The organism is Nonomuraea sp. NPDC049486 (assembly GCF_040676925.1).
GTDB classification, from domain to species: Bacteria; Actinomycetota; Actinomycetes; order Streptosporangiales; family Streptosporangiaceae; genus Nonomuraea; species Nonomuraea ferruginea.
The window spans coordinates 25,196-48,290 of the sequence record NZ_JBFAPV010000005.1 but is presented as its reverse complement, the minus strand read 5'-3'; the positions used below and the strand labels follow the sequence as shown (position 1 = coordinate 48,290).

Genomic DNA, 23,095 nt, shown 5'->3' with positions numbered 1-23,095 from the left:
TTACGGTCTGGCCCAAAATCAAGCACGAATGAACGAGGTATGGGCATGATCCGATCCCTGCTCGCCGTGGCGGCGGTCTTTTTACCCGCGCTCGTCTTCCCGGCGCCCGCCTCCGCCGCGCCGTCGCGCTGCGGCGACCCGGCGGTGACCACGTACGGGCCCGCCTCGGTGACGGCCGCCATCGTCGGCGCCGCCGTCCACGAGGGCCGCGCCTACCTCGTCAGCCGCGGCCCCAAGCCGCCGGTGCTGGCCGAGCTCGACCTGGCCACGCGCAAGGTGATCAGAAGCGTCACGCTGCCCGACGGACCGGCCACGGGTGAGCCCGAGGGCGGCTGGGCGGTCGCCGTGTCCGGCGGCAAGGTGTACGTCGGCACGTACCCGGTGCCCGACCTCTACAGCTTCGACATCGCCACCGGCGAGGTGGCGCACCTGCACTCCTTCGGCGCCGTCGGCGGCTTCGTGTGGAGCCTGGCCGCGGCCCCCGACGGCACGCTGTACGCCGGCACCTCCTCCGACGGCCGTGTCTGGGAGTACGTCCCGGGCAGCGGCGCGGTCCGCAGGTTCGGCGTGCTGGCCCCGGGCGAGCACTACGTCCGCGCGGTGGCGGCCGACGACACCCACGTGTACGCCGGCCTGCTGGAGAAGCGGCTCCTCATGCGGATCGACCGCGCGAGCGGCGAGATCAGGCAGCTCGCCGACGCGGGCGCGGCGTTCGGGGTGGTCACGCTCAACGGCGACCGGGTGCTCGCGGCCGCCGGCGGCGAGCTCATCGACGTCCGCAAGGACGGCACGGACCTGCGGCGCGTCACCGTCGAGTCGGGCCTGCTCGACGCCCTGACCGTGACGGCCGACGGCACCGTCTACGCCGCCTCGCGCCCCGACGGCACCGTCTACCGCTACCGGACCGGCGACACCGCGCTGACCCGCGTGGTGGACCCGCCGTCCTACGGGGACGAGACCCGCCTGCTCCACGTGACCGGCGAGGACACCCTGCTGTCGTTCGCGGGCAGCGGCGGACTGTGGTCGCTGGACGCCCGCACCGGCGCCGCCGAGTTCACCGACCTGATCGACGCGGGGATGCCGGCCGGCGCCGAACGGCCGCAGAGCATGGTGCTCGTCCCCAACCGGGCCCTGTACGTCGGCGGCCACTTCGCCATGGACGTCCGCGCGCTCCGCACCGGCGAGCAGCGCAGGATCCGCGTCCCCGGCGAGCCCAAGGCCATGGTCAGGCACGGGAACAAGATCTACGCCGCCATGTACCCCACCGGCGAGATCGTCTCCGTCGACATCCGCACCGACGAGGTGCGCAGCCTCGGCTACCTGGGCCACGAGCAGAAGCGGCCCTGGGACATCGAGTACGACCCGCGCACCGGCAAGCTCCTGGTCGCCACCTCGTCGCTGTCGGCGTCCATCCCCGGCGCGCTGTCCGTCGTGGACCCCCGCACCGGCGAGGCTGACGTCTACCAGGACGTCATCCCCGGCCAGAACCTCATGAGCCTGTCACTCGACGCGGACGAGGGCGTGGTCTACCTGGCCGGCGACGTGTTCGGCACGAGCACGCCGACCGCGTCCATCGCCGCCTTCGACCTGCGCACCCGCACCGTCCTGTGGCAGGCCGACCCGGTGCCGGGCCACCGCACCTTCCAGGACGTCCTGGTGCACGACGGGCTCCTGTACGCGTCGTACAAGCGGGACTCGGGCGCCTGGATCGCCCTGGACCCGGCCACCCGGCAGATCGTCCAGCAGGGCAAACTGTCCGGGTACGGCGAGCTGACCGTGCACCGCGGGCGGGTCTTCGCCTCGGTGTTCCGGGAGGGAGGCAACGCCTACGAGCTCGACGCGGAGCGCGGCGCCACGCTGCTCGCCACCGGTCTCGGCGACGAGTGGCACACCAACCCGCAGCTCCACTTCGAGCCCGGCTCCTGGCACGCCTGGGCGATAGCGGGCCGCGACCTGGCGCGGATCCGGCTGGACCCGCGCTGCCCCGCCTTGACGGTTCCCACTCCCGGGTCTTAGATTTCGGTCTGTGCCGAAATTGATCGTGGACGCCCACCGGCTGGCCGGCCCCGTGCCGTTCGACGACCTGCCGGTGGACCCGCGGCCCGACCTGGACCGTCTGGGCATCGCCAGGGCGCTGGTGACGCACACCCTCAGCCTCTACTCCGACGCGGAGGCGGGCAACGACGCCCTCTTCGCGCTCGGCGACCCCCGGCTCGTCCCGGTGCCCGTCGTGGTGCCCGGCGTGCCGGGGGCGTGCGCGCCCGCCACGCCGGACGCCGTGCGGGCGTGGGGGGTGGGCATGGTGCGGCTCTGCCCGGAGCGCCACCGGTTCGACCTGACCGGCCCGGTCGCGCTCCGCTGGCTCGCCGCCCTGGGCGCGGGGGCGGCGCCCGGCCCCGCCGTCGCCGTCGACCTCGACGAGACCTCGACGGCGCAGCTCCGCACCCTCGCCGAGCGGCTGCCCGGCCTGCGGATCCTCGTGCTCAACCCCGGCTACCGCCGCCTGCGCGCGCTGGCCGAGCTGATGGCCGAGGCGCCGGGCGTCCGGGTGGAGACCGGCACGGTGAACACCCAGGGCGGCGTGGAGTGGCTGGCCGAGCGGTTCGGCGCGGAGCGGCTGGTGTTCGGCACCGGCGCCCCCGTGGCCGACGACTGCGGCCCGCGCTTCCTCCTCGACCACCTCGGCCTGACCCCGCGCGAGACCGACCTGATCGCGGCGGGCTCCCTGGAAAGGCTGCTCGGAGGCCGCCCATGATCCTCGACGCGCACGGCCACGTCGGCACCTGGCCCGACTTCCTCATCCCCGACCCCACCGCCGGCGGCCTGGTCGCCGCCATGGACCGGATCGGCGTCACCGCCATGGGCATCAGCCACCTGCTCGCCGTCGGCCCCGACGCCGGGCTCGGCAACCGGCTGGCCCGCGAGATCGCCGAACGCCACCCCGGCCGGTTCGGCGTCTGGCAGGTCTACAACCCGCACCACCGCACCCCGCTGTCCCGCGACGGCGTGTGGGGCGTCAAGCTGCACCCGGACGTCCACCAGTGCCGCCTCGACGACCCTCGGTACGACCCGGTCTGGGAGCTCGGCCTGCCGGTGCTCTCCCACGGGCAGACGGACTCGCCGTGGAGCGACCCGGAACAGTTCGCCACCGTCGCCGCCCGGCATCCGGACGTGCCGATCCTCATGGGCCACACCGGCCTGTGGCCGTCCGGGTTCGCCCGCGCCGCCCGCCTCGTGGCCGGCCATCCGAACGTGTTCCTGGAGGTGTGCGGCTCCAAGTCGACCGGCCGCTGGATCGCCCGCCTGGCCTCGCTGGCGGGGGCGGAACGGGTGGTCTTCGGCTCGGACGCCTGCTTCCTCGACCTCAGGATCGGCTACGGCCGCGTCGCCCTGGCTCCCCTCGCCCCCGCTGACCGCGCCCTCATCCAGGGCGGCAACCTGGCCCGCATCCTGGGCCCGCGCCTCCCCTGACCTCCGCCGCACCCCGAGAGCGCGGAGGACCGGCGGGAGACGCCGGCCGCCCCGCGCTCGCCCACGCCGGAACCCCCGCCCGTACCGAAACCCGCGCCGAAGAAGGGACCTCCCGTGACGCTCGCGATCCACGGCGGCTCGCCGGTCCGCACCGCCCCCTGGCCCGCGTGGCCGCCGCCGCTCGACCCCCGCCAGCGCGAGCTCGTCATGGACGTGCTGGAGAGCGGGCGGTGGGGCGCCACCCAGGGCGGCTCCGTGGTCACGGACCTGGTCGCCGCGTTCGCCCGCGCCGCCCGCGTCCCGTACGGGGTCGCCGCGGGCAACGCCACGCTGGGCCTGTTCGCCGCGCTCAAGGGCCTGGGCGTGGGCCGCGGCGACGAGGTGATCGTGCCCGCCTACACCTTCGTCGCCTCGGCCACGGCCGTGCTGCTCACGGGCGCGGTCCCGGTGATCGCGGACGTGGACCCGGCCCACCTCCACCTGTCACCGGATGCCGTACGAGAGGCGCTCACCCCCAGGACGGCCGCCGTCATGCCCGTCCACCTGGCCGGCAGCCCTGCCGACATGGACCCGATCACCGACCTCGCCGCCCGGCACGGCCTCGCGGTGGTGGAGGACGCCGCCCAGGCCCACGGCGCCGCCTACAAGGACCGGCCGGTGGGCGGGCTGGGCGACGCGGGCGTGTTCAGCTTCCAGTCCAGCAAGGCCATGACGGCGGGGGAGGGCGGGCTCGTCGTCTGCCGGGACGAGTCCGCGTACGAGGCGATCTGGTCGGTGTGCAACGTCGGCCGCCGCCCCGGCGGCCAGTGGTACGGCCACCCCTCGGTCGGCTGGAACCTGCGCCTCACGGAGATCCAGGCCGCGCTCCTGCTGCCGTGGCTGGACCGCCTGGACGACGAGCTCGCCCGCCGCGCCGCCTTCTGCGCCGCGCTCGAACGCGAGCTGGCCGGCCTGCCGGTGACGATGCTGGGGCCGCCGCCGGGCACGACGCGGGACTCGCGGCACCTGGTCATGCTGCGGATCGGCACGCCCGTCGAGCGTGGTTTCCTGCTGGCCGCCATGGCCGCCGAAGGGGTGCCGCTGGACGCGGGATACCCGCCGCTCGGCACCATGGCCGCGCTCGCCGCGGAGGGCGCCAGGACCGGGCCGTGCCCCGCCGCCGACGCGGCGGCCGCGAGCGTGGTGTGGGTGCGTCAGGCGATGCTCATGGACGACCCGGCCCGCGCCGCCGACATCGCGGAGGCCCTGGCCAAGGTGCTGAAGTCCTGAGCGCCGCGCCGCGTCCCGGGCGCGAATCTACTTTGTAAAGGCGTCGGCAGGCGATGCGTCGCCTATAGGACCGCCGTCAACGCGGCGCGTCACCCATGGGGCCGCCGCTGGGAGGCGCCGTGGAGACGATCAGGTCGGCGCGGGCGCGCGTGCCGTCGGCGGCGAACCAGGCGCGTTCGGCCTCGAACCACACCCGCCACCGCTCTTCCAGCCCCGGCCCGTCGCGCTCCAGCACCCGCCGGAGCCGGACGTCGTCGGGCGCCTCCAGCCAGATGCCGTAGGCCAGCAGATCGGCGGCGGACTTCCTGGCCGTGCCCACGCCTTCGATGATCAGCACCGGCGCGACGGGAACCGCCACCGGCTCGGCGTAGGCGCCGCGAACCCAGTCATAGCGGCGGAAACCGCCGGGCCGTCCCTGCCGGAGCGGTTCGAGAACCTGGTCGAAGAGGGCGGCGAACCAGGTGGCGGGGCCTTCGTGCCAGGGTGCGGGGAAGTCGTCGGCGTGCACGGCCTGGCAGCCGAGCGTGGCCGCGAGCGCGTTGGCGTACGTGGTCTTGCCGGACCCCGCGGGGCCGTCGACGGCGACCAGCCGAACCGTGCCGCATGACGGGGTGAGCGCCCGGATGCGGCGGGCCAGGGATTCCACGGGCCCAGGGTAGATGACTGGGGTGGTGGGGCTGAGACAATGTGCTCCCGCTCCGACCCGCACGCAGGAGGTTGACGTTGCCCGGACCCCTCGGTGACATCGTGGTGCTCGATCTGTCGCGGGCTCTGGCGGGCCCTCATGCCGCGCAGATGCTGGGTGATCTGGGCGCGCGGGTGATCAAGGTGGAGCATCCGGAGGGCGGGGACGAGTCGCGCGGCTGGGGCCCGCCCTTCGTAGGCCCGGATCACGAAATATCGACATACTTCCTGGCGGCGAACCGCAACAAGCAGTCCATCGCCGTCGACCTGAAGACCCCGGAGGGCAAGGATCTGGTCGAGCGCCTGGTCCGGCAGTGCGACGTGCTGGTGGAGAACTTCCGCACCGGCGTGCTCGACCGCCTGGGCTTCACGGCCGACCGGCTGCACGAGCTGAACCCGCGCCTGGTGATCCTGTCGATCACCGGGTTCGGCCACGACGGGCCGGAGGGCGGCCGCCCCGGCTACGACCAGATCGCCCAGGGCGAGGCCGGGCTGATGTCGCTGACCGGCCCGTCGCCTGACGAGCCCTACCGCGTCGGCGCCTCGATCGCCGACCTGCTGGCGGGCATCCACGGCGCGTACGGGGTGGTGGCCGCGCTGTACGAGCGGGAGCGTACGGGCGAGGGGAGAGTGGTGCGCACGTCGCTGCTGGCGGCGGTCACCGGCGTGCACTCCTACCACGGCACGGCCTGGACCGTCGGCGGGAAGGTGCCGGGGGCCAACGGCAACCACCACGCCTCGATCGCCCCCTACGGCGCCTTCCGGTGCGCCGACGGGATGCTGCAGATCGCGGCGGCGAACGACGGCCAGTGGAGAAAGGTGGCCGAGCTACTCGACATCGATCCTGATATGGCGAAATATGCCAGCAATAGGGACAGATTCGCGCACCGGGATGAGCTGATCGCCGACATGGAGAAGGCCCTGGGCGCCCACGACCGCGCCCACTGGCTGGCCAGGCTGGGCGAGGCCGGGGTGCCGGCGGGGGCCATCCGCTCGATCGACGAGGTCTACGCGTGGGACCAGACCCGCTCGCAGGGCCTGCTGGTCGAGGTGGACCACCCGGTGCTGGGCAGGATCGAGCTGCCGGGGCCGCCGCTGCGCTTCGACGGGCTGACGGGGATGCGCCACACCGCGCCGCCGATGCTCGGCCAGGACGAGGAGGCCGTGCTGAACTGGCTCCAAGAGCGTGAGCGATGATCAGGTTCCGCCCGCGGGCCGACACGAAGGAGCGATGGTGAGCCGTCCGGACGCGCGCACGATGATCGAGACGGTCCTCGACAGAGGGTCGTGGCGGTCATGGGACGCGCCGCCCGCCGAGCCGGCCGAGCCGGGCTCCTCCTACGCCGAGGAGCTGGCCGCGGCGCGGGCCAAGTCCGGCTACGACGAGGCCGTGGTGACGGGGGAGGGGCTGCTGGGCGGCCGCCGGGTGGCGGTGGTGGCGTGCGAGTTCTCGTTCATGGCCGGGTCGATCGGGGTGGCGGCGGCCGAGCGGCTGGTCACGGCGGTCGAGCGGGCCACCAGGGAGCGCCTGCCGCTGCTGGCGGCCCCGGCGTCGGGCGGCACCCGGATGCAGGAGGGCGCGCTGGCCTTCGCGCAGATGATCAAGATCACGGTGGCCGTGCAGGAGCACCGGGCGGCCTGCCTGCCGTTCGTGGTCTACCTGCGGCATCCGACGACCGGCGGGGTGTTCGCCTCGTGGGGCTCGCTCGGTCACGTCACGGCGGCGGAGCCGGGCGCGCTCATCGGGTTCCTCGGGCCGCGCGTGTTCGAGTCGCTGTACGGCTACTCGTTCCCGTCGGGCGTGCAGGTGGCGGAGAACCTGTACGAGAACGGCCTGATCGACGCGGTGGTGCCGGCCGAGGACGTGCGCGAGGTGGCGATCAGGGCGCTCGGCGTGCTGACGGCCGGCGGCGAGCGGGTCCCGGCCGGCGAGGAGCCGGAGGAGGACCTGCGGCCGGTCGAGGCGTGGGAGGCGATCACCCGGTCGCGCCGCGACGACCGGCCGGGCGTGCGCGAGCTGCTGAAGCTGGCCGCCACCGAGGTGACCCCGCTCAGCGGCAGCGGCGCGGGCGAGAACGAACCGGGGCTGGTGCTGGCGCTGGCGAGGTTCGGCGCGGCCCCTGCCGTGGTGCTGGGGCAGGACCGGCGGGGCCAGCGGGCCCGCTCGCCGCTCGGCCCCGGCGGGCTCCGGGTGGCCAGGCGCGGCATGCGGCTGGCCGAGGAGCTGCGGCTGCCGCTGGTGACGGTGATCGACACGGCCGGCGCGGCGCTGTCGAAGGCGGCCGAGGAGGGCGGCCTGTCCGGCGAGATCGCACGCTGTCTCGCCGAGCTGGTCATGCTGGACGCGCCGACGGTCTGCCTGCTGCTGGGCGAGGGCGCGGGCGGCGCGGCGCTGGCGCTGCTGCCGGCCGACCGGGTGCTGAGCGCCCAGCACGCGTGGCTGTCGCCGCTGCCGCCCGAGGGCGCCTCGACGATCCTCTACCGCAGCGTCGACTTCGCCCCCGAGATCGCCCAGGCCCAGCGCGTGCGCGCCACCGACCTGCGCCGCGACGGCATCGTGGACCGGGTGATCCCGGAACGCCCGGACGCCGCGTACGAGCACCACGCCTTCAGCGAGCGGGTGGGGCGGGCTCTGGAGTACGAGATCGCCATGCTGCTGCGGCGGAGCCCGGCGGACCGCAAGGCCGCCCGGCTGGAGCGCTACCGCAACCTGGGCGGCTAGTTGGCAGACATTGCCAGTGAAAGACCGTTTCCTGCGTCATTAGTGTGAACCCCGGGTATGCCGTTCGACGCGGTTGCACTGGTGAGAAGGGGCGCGGGATGCCGGATCCGATTGACGTGCGCAAGGTGCCGATCGAGAGCGTCACGGACGCCTCGGGGCTGGAGCGGCTCATCGACGACGGGGTGATCGAGGCGCGGCGGGTGCTCGCGGTGATCGGGAAGACCGAGGGCAACGGCGGGGTGAACGACTACACCCGCATCCTGGCCGATCGGGCGTTCCGCGACGTGCTGTCCGCCAAGGGTCATCCGGCGCCGGAGAGCGTGCCGCTGGTCTGGTCGGGCGGCACCGACGGGGTGCTCAGCCCGCACGCCACGATCTTCGCGAGCGTGGACCCGGCGTCGGCGCCGCCGTCGGACGAGCCGCGGCTGTCGGTCGGCGTGGCGATGAGCGAGGTGATCCTGCCGGAGGACATCGGCAGGCCGGCCATGGTGGAGAAGGTCGCGGCGGGCGTGCGCGAGGCCATGAAGATCGCCGGCATCGACGACCCGCGCGACGTCCACTACGTGCAGACCAAGACGCCGCTGCTGACGCTGGCCACGATCACCGACGCCAAGAGCCGCGGCGAGGACACCGCGATCGAGGAGACGGGCCCGTCGATGGACCTGTCGAACTCGACCACCGCGCTGGGCATCGCGGTCGCGCTCGGCGAGATCGACATGCCGCGCGCCGACCAGATCCACAAGGACCTCTCGCTGTACTCGTCGGTGGCGTCCTGCTCGTCCGGCGTCGAGCTGGACCGGGCGCAGATCGTGCTGGTGGGCAACGTGCGCGGCATCGGCGGCCGCTACCGCATCGGCCACAGCGTCATGCGCGACGCGCTCGACGCCGACGGCATCTGGGAGGCGATCCGCGACGCGGGCCTGCCGCTGCCGGACCGTCCCCACCACTCCGACCTCAGCGGGCGGCTGGTCAACGTGTTCATGAAGTGTGAGGCCGACCCGTCGGGCCGGGTGCGCGGGCGGCGCAACATCATGCTCGACGACTCCGACGTGCACTGGCATCGCCAGATCAAGGCGACGGTCGGCGGCGTGGCCGCGGCGGTCACCGGCGACCCGGCGGTGTTCGTGTCGGTGGCCGCCGTGCACCAGGGCCCGTCGGGCGGCGGCCCGGTCGCGGCCATCGCCGATCTGGGCGCCGATCTGGGCGCCGACCTGGGCGCCGACTAGCCCGAGAGCCGCTTGAGCCGGGTGACCGCCTCGTCGATGACCTCGTCCTTCTTGCAGAAGGCGAACCTGACGAAGGGGCGGCCCCGCTCGGCGTGCTCGTAGAACACCTGGGTGGGGATGGCGACGACGCCGGCCAGCTCGGGCAGCCGGCGGGTGAGCGCGACCCCGTCGTCGAACCCGAGCGGCCGGATGTCGGTCTGCACGAAGTAGGTGCCGGCCGGGCGGAACACCTCGAACCCGGCCGCGGCCAGCCCTTCCATGAGGCGGTCGCGCTTGTCCTGCAGCGAGGCGCGCAGCGCCGCCACCCACTCGCGCTCGTGGCGCAGCCCGTAGGCCACCGCGGCCTGCCAGGGCGCGCTCGCGGTGAAGGTGAGGAACTGCTTGACCGTCTGCACGGCGCCCACCAGCGGGGCCGGGGCGCAGATCCAGCCGGTCTTCCAGCCGGTGACGGAGAACGTCTTGCCCGCCGAGGAGATCATCACGGTGCGCTCGCGCATGCCCGGCAGCGTGGCCAGCGGGACGTGCTCCACGCCGTCGAACGTCAGGTGCTCGTACACCTCGTCGGTGACGGCGATCAGGTCGTGCTCGCGGCACAGCTCCGCGACGAGCGTCAGCTCCTCGCGGGTGAACACGGTGCCGGTCGGGTTGTGCGGCGAGTTGACCAGGATCACCCGGGTGCGCGGGGTGATCGCCGCGCGCAGCTCGCCGGGGTCGAACGCGAACCGCCCGCCGTCCGGGCGGAGCGTCACACCGACCAGCCGCGCCTGGGCGAGCGCGATCGAGGCCGCGTACGAGTCGTAGTAGGGCTCGAAGGCGATCACCTCGTCGCCCGGCTCGCACAGCGCCAGGATCGCGGCCGCGATGGCCTCGGTGGCGCCGACGGTGACCAGGATCTCGCCGTCGGGGTCGTAGGAGAGGCCGTAGTGCTCCTCGCGGTGCTCGGAGACCGCCTGCCTGAGCTCCGTGACGCCGGGGCCCGGAGGATACTGGTTGGCGCCGGAGCGGATCGCGTGCACGGCGTGGTCGAGCATGGCGGCCGGGCCGTCGGTGTCGGGGAAGCCCTGGCCCAGGTTGATCGCTCCGGTCCGCACGGCTAGCGCGCTCATCTCGGCGAAGATGGTCGTGCCGAAGGAGCGCATCCTGGAGACAAGTGGTTCCGTCACATGTTCACAGTAAGGTGTCGGCCGGGCGGGCCGACGCGCGCGGGCCGGGTCACGGAGTTCCCTCAGTAGGGTGGTTCACCTGAGTTCCCCATCGCGTATTCGTGAGCTGGACGCTCTCCGCGGTTTCGCGGTGGGCGGCATCATGCTGGTCAACACGTGGCAGCACGCCGCCAAGGAGACCTACACCGGGATCGACTGGACGGTCGAGTCCTTCTTCCAGAGCCGGTTCTACCCGATCTTCTCGCTGCTGTTCGGCATCAGCTTCGTGCTCTACCTGCAGCGGGCCGGGCGGTGGTCGCTGCTGTCGCGCCTGCTCTGGCTGATGGTCTTCGGGCTGGTCCAGCACATCTGGTACCCGGGCGAGGTGCTCACCGACTACGCCTTCTACGGGCTGATCGTGCTGCTGCCCGCCTCGTTCCTGTGGCGCGGGGTGCCGGTGCTGCTGCTCGGGCTGGGCGTGACCGCGTGGGGGGTGATGGCGGGCGGCGGGGTGCTGCTCATCCCGGGGATGTTCCTCGTCGGCATGGCGCTGATGCAGCTGCGGCCGCCGCGGGAGCTGCTGCTGCCCGCCTTCGGGGTGAGCGCGGTGTGCGGCGTGCTGCTCTCCGCGGCGGCGTCGTTGTCCGGCGACTGGACGCTCTACACCCTCGGCGCGCTGGCCGGCGCGGCCGCCTACTCGACCGGGCTGGTCCTGGTGCTGCGGCCGTGGCTGTCGGCGGTGCTGGAGCCGCTGGGCAGGATGGCGCTGACCAACTACGTGACGGGCACGCTCGTCATCTTCTTCGCCGGCGGGCTGGTGGACGCCGATCCCACCCGCTGGTCCGTGCTCGCCGTGGCGGGCGTCACCGTGGCCGTGCAGGCGGTGTTCAGCCGGTGGTGGCTGCGCCGGTTCCGTTACGGGCCGCTGGAATGGATCTGGCGCATGCTCACCCGGTTCCGCCGCGTGCCCAACCGGCTAGAGTCGGGCCGTGACGAGAATCGCCCTCTGCCAGGTCCCGGTGTCACCTGACCCTTCGGTCAACCTCACACGGGTGCGCGAGGCGCTCGCCCGGGCCGAGGGCGCCGACCTCGCGATCTTCCCGGAGGCGACGCTCACGCGTTACGGCAAACGCATCACCGACCTGGCCGAGCCGCTCGACGGGCCGTTCGTCACCGGCGTGGCCGAGGCCGCCAGACGGCACGGGGTGGCGGTGATCGCGGGCGTCTTCGAGCCCGGCCAGGGCCTGGTCCACAACACCGCCGTCGCGCTGGACGCCTCCGGCGAGCTCAGGGGCGCCTACCGCAAGATCCACCTGTTCGACTCGTTCGGCGCCAAGGAGTCGGGGCTGGTCGCGCCCGGCGCCGAGCCGGTCGTGGTCGAGCTGGCGGGTCTGCGGGTGGGGCTGGTCACCTGCTACGACATCCGCTTCCCCGAGCTGACCAGGGCGCTGGTCGACCAGGGCGCCGACATGTTCGCGGTGATCGCCGCCTGGGGCTCGGGGCCGCTGAAGGAGGACCACTGGGTGACGCTGGTGCGCGCCCGCGCCCTGGAGAACACCATGTGGACCGCCGCCGTCGGCCAGGCGCCCAACCCGGCCGAGTCGTCCGACGGTTACGGGGTGGGGCGGAGCATGCTGGTCGACCCGCTGGGCGTGGTCAGGGCCGACCTCGGTTCCTCCGCCGGGGTGCAGGTGGTGGAGCTCGACCCGGAGGTCACCGTCCGGGCCAGGTCCGCCCTGCCCTGCCTCGAACATCGCGTTCTCGGGGTCAACAGATCGTAAAGTGGTCATCGTGAGCGGAACGCAGATGCAGAAGGTGGTCCCGCCGCGTCTGCTCGTCCCCTACCTGTCGGGCAAGCGCACGGTCATCTCCGGTTACGTCTACCGCGTGCAGGACTGCGCGCGACTGACCACCCCACGCGACTTCTACCATGGCCTCGACCTGTCGTTCGACGGTTCGGAGCTGACCTCCGACGTGCCGGAGCTCTACGTGCTGCGCTGGCACGCCCGCGACGTCGACACCTACTCCGTCCCGTACGGCCCGCACATGGGCGGCGACTGGAGCGACGCGCCGCCGTTCGCCGGCAACGGGTTCACCACCTCGCGCGAGCACGTGGTGCCGCAGTTCCACACCGTCCCGATGCCGATCCCGGCCGGCGCGCGGATCATGCATGTCACCGGCTCGGGCGAGCGGCCGTTCGCCGAGTACGACGGGCTGACGTGGCGGCCTTCGGCATGAGCGAGGAGATCACGCCGGTCGCCTCCGGCTTCGTCGCCCGGTTCGGAGAGCTGACGCTGCCCGCGGCGCTCGGGCCCGACGACCGGGTCGTGCTGCTGAGCGAGGAGGAGCTCGACGGGTTCGAGCCCGCCTCCGGCTACTGGCGGCGCACGGTCGCCCGTTCCGAGCTGGAGTGGCTGGTGCTCATCCGCACGGTCGGCACGTTCGGCGGGGAGCCCTGCATCGTGCTCGACGAGGACGACGACGGCCTCCACATCGCCTACACCGGCCACAGCGGGATGAAGGCCGAGGCGCTCGGCTACTGGATGGTCGATCATGGCGCCTACGAGGTCGTGGTGCCGCGTGAGGAGGTCTTCTCCATCCGCGTCGAGCGCATCCCGGTGCCGTAGGGTCCCTGATGTGATACGTGAAGCCCACGTCAACGGGATCCGGCTGGTCTACCGGGAAGAGGGCGATCCGGCGGCGCCCGCGCTGGTGCTGCTGCACGGCCGGACCGCCGACCACAACGACTGGAACGGCTTCACCCGCCACTTCGCCGGCCGCTACCACGTGCTCGTCCCCGACCTGCGCGGCCACGGCGCCAGCGACTTCCCCGGCACCTACCCCATCCCGGAGATGGCCGAGGACGTCGCCGCCCTGCTCGACCTGCACGACGCCGCGACCGCCACGGTGATCGGCCACTCGCTCGGCGGCATGGTCGCCTACCACCTGGCCATGCGCCACCCCGAACGGGTGACGCGGCTGGTGGTGGAGGACTCGGCGCTGCCCGTGCCGATGCGCGACCGGCCGGTCCTGGTCGAGGACGACTCCACCGGCTTCGACTGGCGCATGATGCACGACACAGAGCGGCAGTTCCTGCACCCCGACCCGGCCTGGCTCGACGGGCTGGCCCGGATCACCGCGCCGACCCTGGTGATCTCGGGCGGGCAGGCCAGCCCGTTCCGCGCCGACCTGCTGGCGGCGCGCATCCCCGGCGCCCGCCTGGTCACCATCGAGGCCGGTCACCTGGTGCACACCACCGAGCGCGTGGCCTTCCGGCAGGTGGTCGACGACTTCCTGGACGGTTAGTCCAGGCACGCGCGGAACACGGCGGTCAGCCGCGTCACCAGCTCGTCGCGCCGCACCGGCGTGACCGGGCCCATGAGCTGGCGGAACTGCCCGATGCCCATGATGAGCGCGGTGGCGATGGCGGCGCGCAGCTCGGCCTGCCCGCCGTCCAGCCGGGCGGTCAGCGGCTCCAGCAGGGCGGTGCGCACCCGGTCCGCGGCGAGCGTGCCGATCTCGGCGCTGGAGGCCGAGCGGGTCAGCGTCGCCAGCACCGGGTTGTCGGAGTCGGAGCCGAGCCGGTCGGCGACGTACTCGGCCAGACGCACCGCCAGGTCGCCGCCGCCGTCGTCGAGGACGCCGGGGAAGCGCCCCTGCTCGGCCAGCACCTCAGCGAACAGCTTCCGCTTGGAGCCGAAGTAGCGGTTGATCAGCGCCACGTTCGCGTGTGCCTCGGCGGCGAGCATGCGCATCGTCACCTGGTCGTAGCCGTTCTCGGCGAACAGGTGGCGGGCCGCGTCGAGGATGCGCCGCCGGGTCCCCTCCCGGCTCCTCGGTCTCATGCTCACGACAATAGCCATGCGCATCCTGGGCCGATATCGGCCACTATGGCCGAGGTGACCGGAATGTCATTATGATCGGCAAGGATGACAAGGGTGGGAACGAAGCTCGGCGATCACATGCGGGGCCGGGTGGGGACGTTCGGGCTGATGGCCCCCGCCATCGCGCAGAGCTCCGTGGGCGCGGGCGTGGCGTGGCTCGTCGCCACCCAGCTGCTCGGCCACGTCCGGCCGTTCTTCGCGCCCATCGCGGTGCTCATCAGCGTCGGCATCGGGCTCGGCCAGCGGCTGCGCCGGGTGGCCGAGCTGGTGGTGGGCGTCAGCCTCGGCGTCGGCGTGGGCGACCTGCTGGTGGCCTGGATCGGGTCCGGGCCGTGGCAGATCGCGCTCGTGGTGGCGCTGGCCATGACGACCGCGGTGCTGCTCGACAGCGGGGCGCTGTTCGTGGCGCAGGTCGCCTCCTCCGCCGTGCTCGTCGCGGCCGTGCTGCCCGGCGACGACATGGGCGGCCTGGACCGGATGGTGGACGCGCTCGTCGGCGGCGCCGTGGGCCTGGCCGCGGTCGCGCTGATGCCGGCCAGCCCGCTCGCCCTCGCGGCCAAACACGCCTCCGGGGTGCTGGACGCGCTGTCCACCGCGCTGGAGCAGGCGGCCGAGGCGATCGAGAAACGCGACGCCGACCTGGCCGCCGAGGCGCTGGAGGAGGCGCGCGGCACGCAGGCGGTGGTGGCGGAGTTCGAGCAGGCGCTGGAGACCAGCAAGGAGATCATCCTGATCTCGCCGATGCACTGGCACCGGCGGGCCATCCTGGCGCGGTACGAGACCGCCGCCGAGCCGGTCGACCACGCGCTCAGGAACGCCAGGGTGCTGGCCCGGCGCACGATCGCCGCCCTCGGCGAGCCGCAGCCGCCGCCGGCGTCGCTGGCCGAGTCCATGCGCGAGGTGTCGGAGGCGGCGCTGCTCCTCCAACTGGAGCTGGGGGCGGGCCGCGAGCCCGTGCTCGCCCGGCAGGCCCTGCTGGCGGTGGCCACCCGGCAGCGGCCGGACGACGGCGTCGGCTTCTCCTCCGCGGTGATCGTGGCGCAGCTGCGGTCGATCGTCGTCGACCTGCTGCGGGCGACCGGATCCGACCAGGAGGAGAGCTCCGCGGCACTGCCGCCGGTGGCCGGCTGACGGCCGCGTGCGGGTTCCCTCGGCCCCCGACGGGTAGAAGAGCGCAGTCAACGGCTCTGACCAGGGAGGACGACCGATGAGCACGCCCGACGAGAACGCCCCGAAGACCGACGCCGAGCCGCTGCTGGAGCCGGCGGAGGACGACCGCGAGCCGGTGGAGGAGCCCGGCAGGGAGCCCAGGACCCAGGGCAGGGCGGCGATGGAGCGGGCCATGCGCGAGTCGGGCAAGGGCCTCGACGACCTGACATGAGCCTTGTGCCGCCGAGCGGCTGCTGGATCTCAAGGACGGGATGCGGGAGAAGGTGGCGGCGCACGACCCGCTCATCCCGTGGGCCGGGCGGCGGCCCGCGCGCTCCAGTCTTCCGGCGAGGAACGCCGCACGCACCGGGGACGAGGGCGGGGCCGCGTCCGGATAGGGTCGGAGGCGTGCTGACCATTCCCGATCCCCTCGACGCCGGCGACGACGGCAGCACGCCGCCGCTGGTGAGCGCCGCGCTGGCCGCCTACCAGGCCGGCGCCGCGGGGCCCGAGCGGGTGCTCAACGCGCTCGGCGAGAGCCGGCTGCTGGTGCCCGTCGTCGCCCTGCTGACCTCGTCCGAGATCGGGGCGCACGGCGTGCGGCAGGAGAAGGAGAGCGAGATGGCGCTCCCCAAGCTGGTCGGCAAGGACGGGCGCGAGGCGGTGCTGGCCTTCACCGGCACCGAGCCGCTGCGCCTGTGGCGGCCCGACGCCCGGCCCATCCAGGCCACGACGCTCCAGGTCTGCCGCGCCGCCGCCGCCGAGGGCGCCGCCGCCGTGGTCGTCGACGTGGCCGGGCCGGTCCAGTTCGTGATCGAGGGCGAGGTGCTCCGCGCCCTGGCCGCGATCGAGTCCGGCACCCTCGACGGCCTCACCGTGGCCAGACCCGAGCCGGTCAGGAAGCGCGGCTGGTTCGCCAGAAAGGTCGCCCGCGGGCGCTAGCGACCAGCACGCGGTCCCAGGTTCCCGACCGGCGGTCCCGGCGCCTGGAAGGCGACAGCTGACAGCAGCCGGTCTCGACTGCACTGCGGCCGGTGATGGTCAGGTGCCCAGTCCCGGCCCTTGGAAGGGGAGAGCTGACAGCAGGCCAGTGGTGGTCAGGTGCCCGATCCCGGCCCCTGGAAAGCGAGAGCTGGCAGCGGGCGGTCTCGGCTTCGTTGCGGGTGGTGGTGGTCAGGCGCCCAGTCCCGGCTTTTCCGGCGGGGCGGGCCGTCGCGCATTAGAGTGCGGCGCGTGCTCGTACACCCGGTGGTGGAGGCCCTCTCGCCGGACGCCCTGGTGCTCGCCGGACCGTCGTCCTGGCTCGCGCCCGCCGCCCTCGTACTGCTGGGGGTCGTGGCGGGGCGTTATGTGCGGACGCTCGCCGGGGCGTTCGAGCAGGAACCGGCCGACACGCGCGCCGAGGGGCGCGGGGCGCTCCTGGCCACTCTGCGCACGGTGCCCGTCCCCGCCTGGCCGCCCACGTACGAGCTGATCACCGCCGTCGTGCTGACGCTGGTGGTGTGGCGGGCCGGATGGCCGTACGCGTACGCGGCCGTCGCCGGGACGGCGCTGGCCGCGGTCGACTGGCGCACCACCCGGCTGCCCGACGTGATCACGCTGCCCTCGTACCCGATCCTCGCGCTCACCCTGCTGCCCACCGGCGAGCCGGCCAGGGCGCTGCTCGGCGGGCTCGCGCTGGCCGCCTGCTACGGGCTGCTCTGGCTGATCAGGCCCGCCGACCTGGGCCTCGGCGACGTCAAGCTGGCCGGGCTGATCGGCATGGCGTGCGCCGCGGCCGGCTGGCAGGCATGGGTCGTCGCCGCCGTCGGAGGGCAGCTGCTCGGCGCGCTCTACGCGATCCTGCTGCTCGTCACCCGGCGCGGCGACCGGCGCACCGAGTTCCCGTTCGGTCCTTTCATGCTGCTCGGAGCGTTCGCCGCGCTCTGTCTCCAGCCCTGAACGTCTCCGTCGACGAAAGTCTCGATCCCGGAACGTCTCGGCAGGTGAACGCGCGGACGTCGCACCCGGCCGCGCATGGAAGACTTGGACTCATGTTGCGCTGGTTGACCGCCGGAGAGTCCCACGGCCCTGAGCTCGTCGCCATCCTGGAGGGCCTGCCCGCAGGCGTCGAGGTGACCACGGCCGCCATCGACGAGGCCCTGCGCCGCCGCCGTCTCGGCTACGGCCGCGGCGCCCGGATGAAGTTCGAGCAGGACGAGGTGACGATCGTCGGCGGAGTCCGCCACGGCCGCACCATCGGCAGCCCCGTGGCCATCCGCATCGGCAACACCGAGTGGCCCAAGTGGGAGAAGGTCATGGCCGCCGACCCGGTCGACCCGGCCGAGCTGGAGGGCCTGGCCCGCAACGCGCCGCGCTCCCGGCCCCGCCCCGGCCACGCCGACCTGGCCGGCATGCAGAAGTACGGCTTCGACGACGCCCGCCCCGTCCTCGACCGGGCCAGCGCCCGCGAGACCGCCGCCCGCGTCGCGCTCGGCGAGGTCGCCAGGCGCTTCCTCAAGCAGGCGCTCGGCGTCGACCTCCTCAGCCACGTGACCTCCATCGGTGGCGTCCAGAGCCCCGCCACCACCCTGCCCGGCCCCGGCGAGCTGGCCCGCATCGACGCCGACCCGGTCCGCTGCGCCGACCCGGACGGGAGCGCCGCGATCGTCGAGCGCATCGACCGGGCCCACAAGGACGGCGACACCCTCGGCGGCGTCGTCGAGGTGCTCGCCTACAACCTGCCGCCCGGCCTCGGCAGCTACACCCACTGGGACCGCCGGCTCGACTCCCGTCTCGCCGCCGCCCTCATGGGCATCCAGGCGATCAAGGGCGTGGCGGTCGGCGACGGCTTCGAGACCGCGCGCAGGCCCGGCTCCGAGGCCCACGACGAGATCGAATACACCTCCGAAGACGGCGTGCGGCGCCTCACCAACCGCGCCGGCGGCGTCGAGGGCGGCATGACCAACGGCGAGATCCTGCGCGTCAGCGCCGCCATGAAGCCCATCTCCACCGTCCCCAGGGCGCTGGCCACCATCGACGTCAAGACCGGCGAGGCGGCCAAGGCCCACCACGAGCGCTCCGACGTGTGCGCCGTGCCGGCCGCCGGCGTCGTGGCCGAGGCGATGGTCGCGCTGGTGCTGGCCGACGCGGCGGTGGAGAAGTTCGGCGGCGACTCCGTCGAGGAAGTCGCCCGCAACCTGTCCGGCTACCTCTCATCCATGGTGATCAAATGATCAAGGCCGTGCTGATCGGCCCGCCCGGGTCCGGCAAGACGACCGTGGGCCGCCTGCTCGCCGAGCGCCTCGGCGTCACCTTCCGCGACACCGACGCCGACGTGGAGGCCGTCGCGGGCAAGCCCGTCAGCGACATCTTCATCGAGGACGGCGAGGAACACTTCCGCGAGCTGGAGCTGGAGGCGGTGCGCAGGGCGCTGGACGAGCACGACGGCGTCCTGTCCCTCGGCGGCGGCGCCGTGCTGCGCGAGGAGACCCAGGCCATGCTCGACGGCCGCCCCGTCGTCTACCTCCAGGTCGGCCTGGCCGACGCGGTCCAGCGCGTCGGCCTCGGCTCGGCCAGGCCGCTGCTCGTGCTCAACCCGCGCAGCCGGCTGAAGAAGCTCATGGAGGAGCGGCGGCCCGTCTACGAGCGGCTCGCCGTGCTCACCGTGGCGACCGACAAGCGCGAGCCCGCCGAGCTCGCCGACGAGATCGTGGAAGGGCTGGGCCGATGACCGCGGCTACCCGCATCACCGTGAAGGGCGAGAGCCCGTACGACGTCGTGGTCGGCACCGGGGTCCACGGCGAGCTGCCCGGCCTGCTCAGGCCCGGCGTCTCCACCGTCGCGGTGATCCACCCCGAGAGCCTGCCGGAGCTGGCCCGCCCCGTCACCGCAGTCCTGGCCGAGGCCGGTTACGACGTGGTGGCGCTGCCGGTGCCCGACGGCGAGGCGTGCAAGACCGCGGAGGTGGCCGCGGGCCTCTGGTCGGCGTTCGGCCGCCACGGCATGACCCGGTCCGACGCGGTCGTCGGCGTCGGCGGCGGGGCGACCACCGACCTGGCCGGGTTCGTGGCCGCCACCTGGCTGCGCGGCGTCCAGGTGGTGCTGGTGCCCACGACGCTGCTCGCCATGGTCGACGCCGCGGTCGGCGGCAAAAACGGCATCGACACCCCCGAGGGCAAGAACCTCGTCGGCACCTTCCTGCCGCCTGCCGGGGTGCTGTGCGAGCTGTCGGTGCTCGACGGCATGCCCCGCGCCGATTACGTGGCCGGCCTGGCCGAGATCATCAAGGGCGGGTTCATCGCCGACCCCGTCATCCTCGACCTGGTCGAGGCCGACCCCGAGGCCGCCGCCCGCCCCGGCGGGCCTCACACCCGCGAGCTGATCGAGCGCAAGATCCGGGTCAAGGCCGAGGTCGTCGGCGCCGACCTGCGCGAGTCGGGCCTGCGCGAGATCCTCAACTACGGCCACACGCTCGCCCACGCCATCGAGCGCGCCGAGCACTACCGGATGCGCCACGGCGAGGCCGTCGCCATCGGCATGATGTACGCGGCCGAGCTGTCCAGGCTCGACGGCCGCGCCGACCTCGTCGAGCGCACCCGGGCCATCCTCACCTCGGTCGGCCTGCCCACCGGCTACCACGCCGACGCCTGGCCCCGGCTGCGCGACCACATGCGCCTCGACAAGAAGAACCGCGGGGCCAAGCAGCGCTTCGTCGTCCTCGACGAGCTGGCCGTGCCCGCCCGGCTGGAAGGCCCGCCCGAGGAGCTCCTGGAGGACGCGTACAAGGTCATCGGGCGGTCATGAAACGGGCGCGCGCCGGGGTGGCGGCGCGCGCGGGCGCGGCCGAGCCACTACAGTCGTGGGGCCCACGCCGCAGCACGAGAAACGCGGAGATGAACAGCAGGTCATGAGGCATTACGGCTCCTTCGTCGCTCTCGGTGACAGCTTCACCGAAGGCCTGAACGACCCCGGCAGCAACGGCCACTTCCGCGGCTGGGCCGATCGCGTCGCCGAACGGCTCGCCCTGGACGATTCGTCCTTCCGCTACGCCAACCTGGCGGTGCGCGGCAGGCTGCTCGACCAGATCGTGGCCGACCAGGTGCCGCAGGCGGTCGAGATGTCGCCCGACCTGGTCAGCCTCTGCGCCGGCGGCAACGACCTCCTGCGTCCCGGCAGCGACCCGGACGTGATGGCCAAGAAGCTCTCCGGCGCGGTCCGCGCGCTGCGCGCCACCGGCGCGGACGTGCTGCTGTTCACCGGGGTCGACCCGCGTGACACGCCGCTGATGCGCCGCCTGCGCGGCCGCTTCGCCATCTACTACCTGCACATCCGCTCGATCGCCGACCTCTACGGGTGCCGGCTGGTCGACCAGTGGTCGATGCAGGGGTTGCGCGACTGGCGGGCGTGGAGCCCGGACCGCCTCCACATGAACGCCGACGGTCACCGCCTGGTGGCGGCCCGCGTCCTCGACGTCCTCGGCGTGCCGTTCGACGAGTGGCACAAGGTGTGGCCGGAGCGCGTCGTCGACCCTCGCGCCCGCCGCCGCGAGGACGCCCAGTGGATCCGCGAGTATCTCGTCCCGTGGGTGTCGCGCCGCGTCCGCGGCGTCTCCTCCGGCGACGGGGTGTCTCCCAAGCGTCCGGAGCTGTCTCACTGGACGGTGTAGAACCCCGCTCACATCCCGGAGGATTTCTGCCCGGCGGCCCGCTCAGCTGTTGAGTCTGGCCGCCTGCATGGCGCTCAGCCGCCGCACGAACCGAGCGGTGACGATCGCCGTCGGCACGACCGCCATGTGCAGGGCCAGGCTGGCCCAGCTGACCGGCGTGAACTCGTATATCCGGTAGAGGTCGTTGTCCTCCCTGCGTTCGTACTGGGTCGCGAGGAGTGTCGTCCAGTCGATCCAGAAGAGGGGCCAGGTCAGGAACGTGACCAGCCACATGGCCCACCACGTGTGCAGGAGACCGGCCGGGGCTGTCGCGCGGCCGCGTCCGGGCGGGCTGGAGGCGTGCCAGACGTCGTCGGCGATCTGCTTGGGAAGCCACAGGCCGGCGATGGGGATGAACCAGGCGTATACCGCCATGGACGGGCGGTAGCGCAGCCGGCCAGGCGCGAACTGTTCGGCGACGACTCGTACCCGGAAGAACCAGAGCACCCAGCACGCCGTCAGCGCCAGGCCGGAGACGATCTGGGCCACCCACGTGATCGTGCTGATCAGTTCGTCGGACTCGTGAAGGTCGCCGTAGGTCTCCACCGAGCGCCACCGCCCCGCGTCGTCGGCGATGTCGAACTGGTGAACCACCGTGCTCACGGAGACCACGGCGAAGAGGGCAAGGAGCACATAGATGGCGATCTGGTAGGCGGCGGCATGGGACCCCGGGTCGCGGCCGCGCATGAGGCGGCGTTCGTGGACCAGCAAGGGCTGGGGCGCCCGCGGCTGATCCGCGTGCACGGGCGGGGGTGGCGCCGTGGTCCGGGGGTGGCCACCGCCGGTCCCGGTGGCCGGGTCATGGAGGGCGGTCAGTGCCAGGGTCCGCCGCTCGGCGATGACCTGGGTGAGCGCCTCAGGCAGCCACCGGCCCTGGCCGGGCGAGGCGAGCGCGGTGAGCCGGGCCAGCACGTGCTCCAGGCCGGGCCGGGCGGCGGGCTCCTTGGCCAGGCAGGCCGCCACCAGAGCGGCGAGCGGGGCGGGCACTCCGCGCAGGTCGGGGTCGCCGTGCACGACCCGGAAGACGACCGCGTGGACGGGCCCCGTTCCGAAAGGGCTGCGGCCGGTCGAGGCGAAGGCGAGCACGCAGCCGAGCGAGAACACGTCCGAGGGCGGCCCGACCTTCTGGGCCATGGCCTGTTCGGGGGACATGAACGCGGCGGTGCCCAGCACGGTGGAGGTCTGGGTGTGGCTCGTGGCGTCCAGGGCGCGGGCGATGCCGAAGTCGATCAGGCGGGGCCCGTCCTCGGCGAGGATGACGTTGGCGGGTTTGAGGTCGCGGTGCACCATCTCGCAGGCGTGCACGGCGGCGAGTCCTTCGGCCAGCCCCGCTCCCAGCACCGCGGCCGACTCCAGGGGGAGCGGCCCGTGCTCTTCGACGGCCTGGTGCAGGGAAGGACCCGGGATGTAGGCGGTGGCCAGCCACGGCCGGGCGGCCTCGGTGTCGGCGTCCACGACCTGGGCGGTGTAGAACCCGCCGACCTTGCGGGCGGCCTCCACCTCGGAAGCGAAGCGGCGCCGGAAGTCCGCGTTGTCGGCCAGTTCGGGGCGCACCACCTTGACGGCCACCAGGCGCCCGCCCGGGGAACGGCCCAGGAACACCTGCCCCATCCCGCCCCCGCCGAGCCGTGCGTGCAGCCGATACGGGCCGATCTGGGTCGGGTCGCCGTCGCGTAGGGGGTTGGCCATGGCACCGCTTTCCGCGTTGAGATCTTGACAGTCGGTGTTGATGATCCCAAAAAGGAGCGTCTCCTGGAGGGGACTTCGACCCCCGGCGTCCCCGAAGACCGCCTCTACACCGACCGCGGCCGGCTACGACGGGAGGTTCGACGCTCTTCGCCGGAGTGACGGCGGGACAGGCG

Annotated in this window: 24 protein-coding genes; 20 read left to right on the top strand and 4 right to left on the bottom strand. The window is 73.2% G+C overall.

Annotated features, from left to right (window positions below; translation table 11 throughout):
- Nucleotides 1-45: 45 nt before the first annotated feature.
- The 4 genes from AB0K05_RS16380 (at nucleotide 46) to AB0K05_RS16365 (ending at nucleotide 4,740) form a co-directional block, all read left to right on the top strand.
- Entirely contained in the window at nucleotides 46-2,016 is a 1,971-nt protein-coding gene (locus AB0K05_RS16380) for a PQQ-binding-like beta-propeller repeat protein (protein ID WP_271274926.1), read from the top strand.
- Nucleotides 2,017-2,026: 10 nt separating this feature from the next.
- Entirely contained in the window at nucleotides 2,027-2,755 is a 729-nt protein-coding gene (locus AB0K05_RS16375) for an amidohydrolase family protein (RefSeq protein ID WP_148030466.1), read from the top strand.
- Nucleotides 2,752-3,471, top strand: coding sequence for an amidohydrolase family protein (locus AB0K05_RS16370; protein ID WP_364229850.1), 720 nt, complete (start codon nucleotides 2,752-2,754; stop codon nucleotides 3,469-3,471). The genes AB0K05_RS16375 and AB0K05_RS16370 overlap by 4 nt, the downstream gene beginning before the upstream one ends.
- Nucleotides 3,472-3,585: 114 nt before the next feature.
- Complete coding sequence (locus AB0K05_RS16365) at nucleotides 3,586-4,740, top strand: DegT/DnrJ/EryC1/StrS family aminotransferase (protein WP_364229848.1); 1,155 nt, start codon at nucleotides 3,586-3,588, stop codon at nucleotides 4,738-4,740.
- 76 nt (nucleotides 4,741-4,816) lie between these two features.
- On the opposite strand, the gene AB0K05_RS16360 is transcribed toward AB0K05_RS16365, so the two are convergent.
- A complete protein-coding gene (locus AB0K05_RS16360) occupies nucleotides 4,817-5,386 on the bottom strand; it encodes a hypothetical protein (RefSeq protein ID WP_364229846.1) in 570 nt (189 codons plus the stop codon).
- A 77-nt stretch (nucleotides 5,387-5,463) separates the two neighbouring features.
- On the opposite strand from AB0K05_RS16360, the gene AB0K05_RS16355 reads away from it, so the two are divergent.
- The 3 genes from AB0K05_RS16355 to AB0K05_RS16345 all read left to right on the top strand — a co-directional run bounded on the left by AB0K05_RS16355 (nucleotide 5,464) and on the right by AB0K05_RS16345 (nucleotide 9,372).
- Nucleotides 5,464-6,621, top strand: coding sequence for a CoA transferase (locus AB0K05_RS16355; protein ID WP_148030470.1), 1,158 nt, complete (start codon nucleotides 5,464-5,466; stop codon nucleotides 6,619-6,621).
- A 34-nt stretch (nucleotides 6,622-6,655) separates the two neighbouring features.
- Complete coding sequence (locus AB0K05_RS16350) at nucleotides 6,656-8,146, top strand: carboxyl transferase domain-containing protein (protein ID WP_271274922.1); 1,491 nt, start codon at nucleotides 6,656-6,658, stop codon at nucleotides 8,144-8,146.
- 98 nt (nucleotides 8,147-8,244) lie between these two features.
- The gene (locus AB0K05_RS16345; protein WP_364229843.1) at nucleotides 8,245-9,372 is read left to right on the top strand and encodes a ring-opening amidohydrolase; all 1,128 of its coding nucleotides are present in this window, start codon (nucleotides 8,245-8,247) and stop codon (nucleotides 9,370-9,372) included.
- Here the strand turns inward: AB0K05_RS16345 and AB0K05_RS16340 are convergent.
- The gene (locus AB0K05_RS16340; protein WP_271274921.1) at nucleotides 9,369-10,535 is read right to left on the bottom strand and encodes a pyridoxal phosphate-dependent aminotransferase; all 1,167 of its coding nucleotides are present in this window, start codon (nucleotides 10,533-10,535) and stop codon (nucleotides 9,369-9,371) included. The genes AB0K05_RS16345 and AB0K05_RS16340 overlap by 4 nt on opposite strands.
- 142 nt (nucleotides 10,536-10,677) lie before the next feature.
- Here AB0K05_RS16340 and AB0K05_RS16335 point away from each other — a divergent pair, with 142 nt between their 5' ends.
- Genes AB0K05_RS16335 through AB0K05_RS16315 form a run of 5 tightly spaced genes read left to right on the top strand, consistent with a single transcriptional unit; the run spans nucleotide 10,678 to nucleotide 13,820 of the window.
- The gene (locus tag AB0K05_RS16335) at nucleotides 10,678-11,544 is read left to right on the top strand and encodes a DUF418 domain-containing protein (RefSeq protein ID WP_271274920.1); all 867 of its coding nucleotides are present in this window, start codon (nucleotides 10,678-10,680) and stop codon (nucleotides 11,542-11,544) included.
- A complete protein-coding gene (locus AB0K05_RS16330; RefSeq protein WP_271274919.1) occupies nucleotides 11,504-12,295 on the top strand; it encodes a carbon-nitrogen hydrolase family protein in 792 nt (263 codons plus the stop codon). Before AB0K05_RS16335 ends, AB0K05_RS16330 begins: the two co-directional genes overlap by 41 nt.
- 10 nt (nucleotides 12,296-12,305) lie before the next feature.
- The gene (locus tag AB0K05_RS16325) at nucleotides 12,306-12,752 is read left to right on the top strand and encodes a hypothetical protein (RefSeq protein ID WP_261808420.1); all 447 of its coding nucleotides are present in this window, start codon (nucleotides 12,306-12,308) and stop codon (nucleotides 12,750-12,752) included.
- Nucleotides 12,749-13,141 (top strand): hypothetical protein, encoded by a 393-nt coding sequence (locus AB0K05_RS16320; protein WP_148030475.1) that lies wholly within the window; start codon nucleotides 12,749-12,751, stop codon nucleotides 13,139-13,141. The genes AB0K05_RS16325 and AB0K05_RS16320 overlap by 4 nt, the downstream gene beginning before the upstream one ends.
- Before the next feature lie 10 nt (nucleotides 13,142-13,151).
- Complete coding sequence (locus tag AB0K05_RS16315) at nucleotides 13,152-13,820, top strand: alpha/beta fold hydrolase (protein WP_364229839.1); 669 nt, start codon at nucleotides 13,152-13,154, stop codon at nucleotides 13,818-13,820.
- On the opposite strand, the gene AB0K05_RS16310 is transcribed toward AB0K05_RS16315, so the two are convergent.
- Complete coding sequence (locus tag AB0K05_RS16310) at nucleotides 13,817-14,359, bottom strand: TetR family transcriptional regulator (RefSeq protein WP_364229837.1); 543 nt, start codon at nucleotides 14,357-14,359, stop codon at nucleotides 13,817-13,819. The genes AB0K05_RS16315 and AB0K05_RS16310 overlap by 4 nt on opposite strands.
- An 84-nt stretch (nucleotides 14,360-14,443) precedes the next feature.
- On the opposite strand from AB0K05_RS16310, the gene AB0K05_RS16305 reads away from it, so the two are divergent.
- From AB0K05_RS16305 to AB0K05_RS16270, 8 genes are all read left to right on the top strand, one after another.
- Nucleotides 14,444-15,529 carry an FUSC family protein gene (locus AB0K05_RS16305; protein WP_187281054.1) on the top strand — a complete coding sequence of 362 codons (1,086 nt, stop codon included), beginning with the start codon at nucleotides 14,444-14,446 and terminating at the stop codon, nucleotides 15,527-15,529.
- A 76-nt stretch (nucleotides 15,530-15,605) separates the two neighbouring features.
- The gene (locus AB0K05_RS16300) at nucleotides 15,606-15,779 is read left to right on the top strand and encodes a hypothetical protein (protein ID WP_187281055.1); all 174 of its coding nucleotides are present in this window, start codon (nucleotides 15,606-15,608) and stop codon (nucleotides 15,777-15,779) included.
- 176 nt (nucleotides 15,780-15,955) lie between these two features.
- Nucleotides 15,956-16,489: an SseB family protein gene (locus AB0K05_RS16295; protein ID WP_219543262.1), complete on the top strand. Its 534-nt coding sequence runs from the start codon at nucleotides 15,956-15,958 to the stop codon at nucleotides 16,487-16,489.
- A gap of 291 nt (nucleotides 16,490-16,780) precedes the next feature.
- Complete coding sequence (locus AB0K05_RS16290; RefSeq protein WP_271274914.1) at nucleotides 16,781-17,488, top strand: A24 family peptidase; 708 nt, start codon at nucleotides 16,781-16,783, stop codon at nucleotides 17,486-17,488.
- Nucleotides 17,489-17,580: 92 nt separating this feature from the next.
- The gene (gene aroC, locus AB0K05_RS16285) at nucleotides 17,581-18,762 is read left to right on the top strand and encodes a chorismate synthase (RefSeq protein WP_148030480.1); all 1,182 of its coding nucleotides are present in this window, start codon (nucleotides 17,581-17,583) and stop codon (nucleotides 18,760-18,762) included.
- On the top strand, nucleotides 18,759-19,259 hold the full coding sequence (locus AB0K05_RS16280) for a shikimate kinase (RefSeq protein WP_148030481.1): 501 nt from the start codon (nucleotides 18,759-18,761) through the stop codon (nucleotides 19,257-19,259). Before aroC ends, AB0K05_RS16280 begins: the two co-directional genes overlap by 4 nt.
- A complete protein-coding gene (gene aroB, locus AB0K05_RS16275) occupies nucleotides 19,256-20,332 on the top strand; it encodes a 3-dehydroquinate synthase (protein ID WP_219543264.1) in 1,077 nt (358 codons plus the stop codon). Before AB0K05_RS16280 ends, aroB begins: the two co-directional genes overlap by 4 nt.
- A gap of 103 nt (nucleotides 20,333-20,435) precedes the next feature.
- A complete protein-coding gene (locus AB0K05_RS16270; protein WP_271274912.1) occupies nucleotides 20,436-21,194 on the top strand; it encodes an SGNH/GDSL hydrolase family protein in 759 nt (252 codons plus the stop codon).
- 42 nt (nucleotides 21,195-21,236) lie between these two features.
- Here the strand turns inward: AB0K05_RS16270 and AB0K05_RS16265 are convergent, their stop codons facing one another.
- Nucleotides 21,237-22,922, bottom strand: a complete 1,686-nt coding sequence (locus AB0K05_RS16265) for a protein kinase (RefSeq protein ID WP_271274911.1) — start codon at nucleotides 22,920-22,922, stop codon at nucleotides 21,237-21,239.
- Between the last annotated feature and the right edge of the window lie 173 nt (nucleotides 22,923-23,095).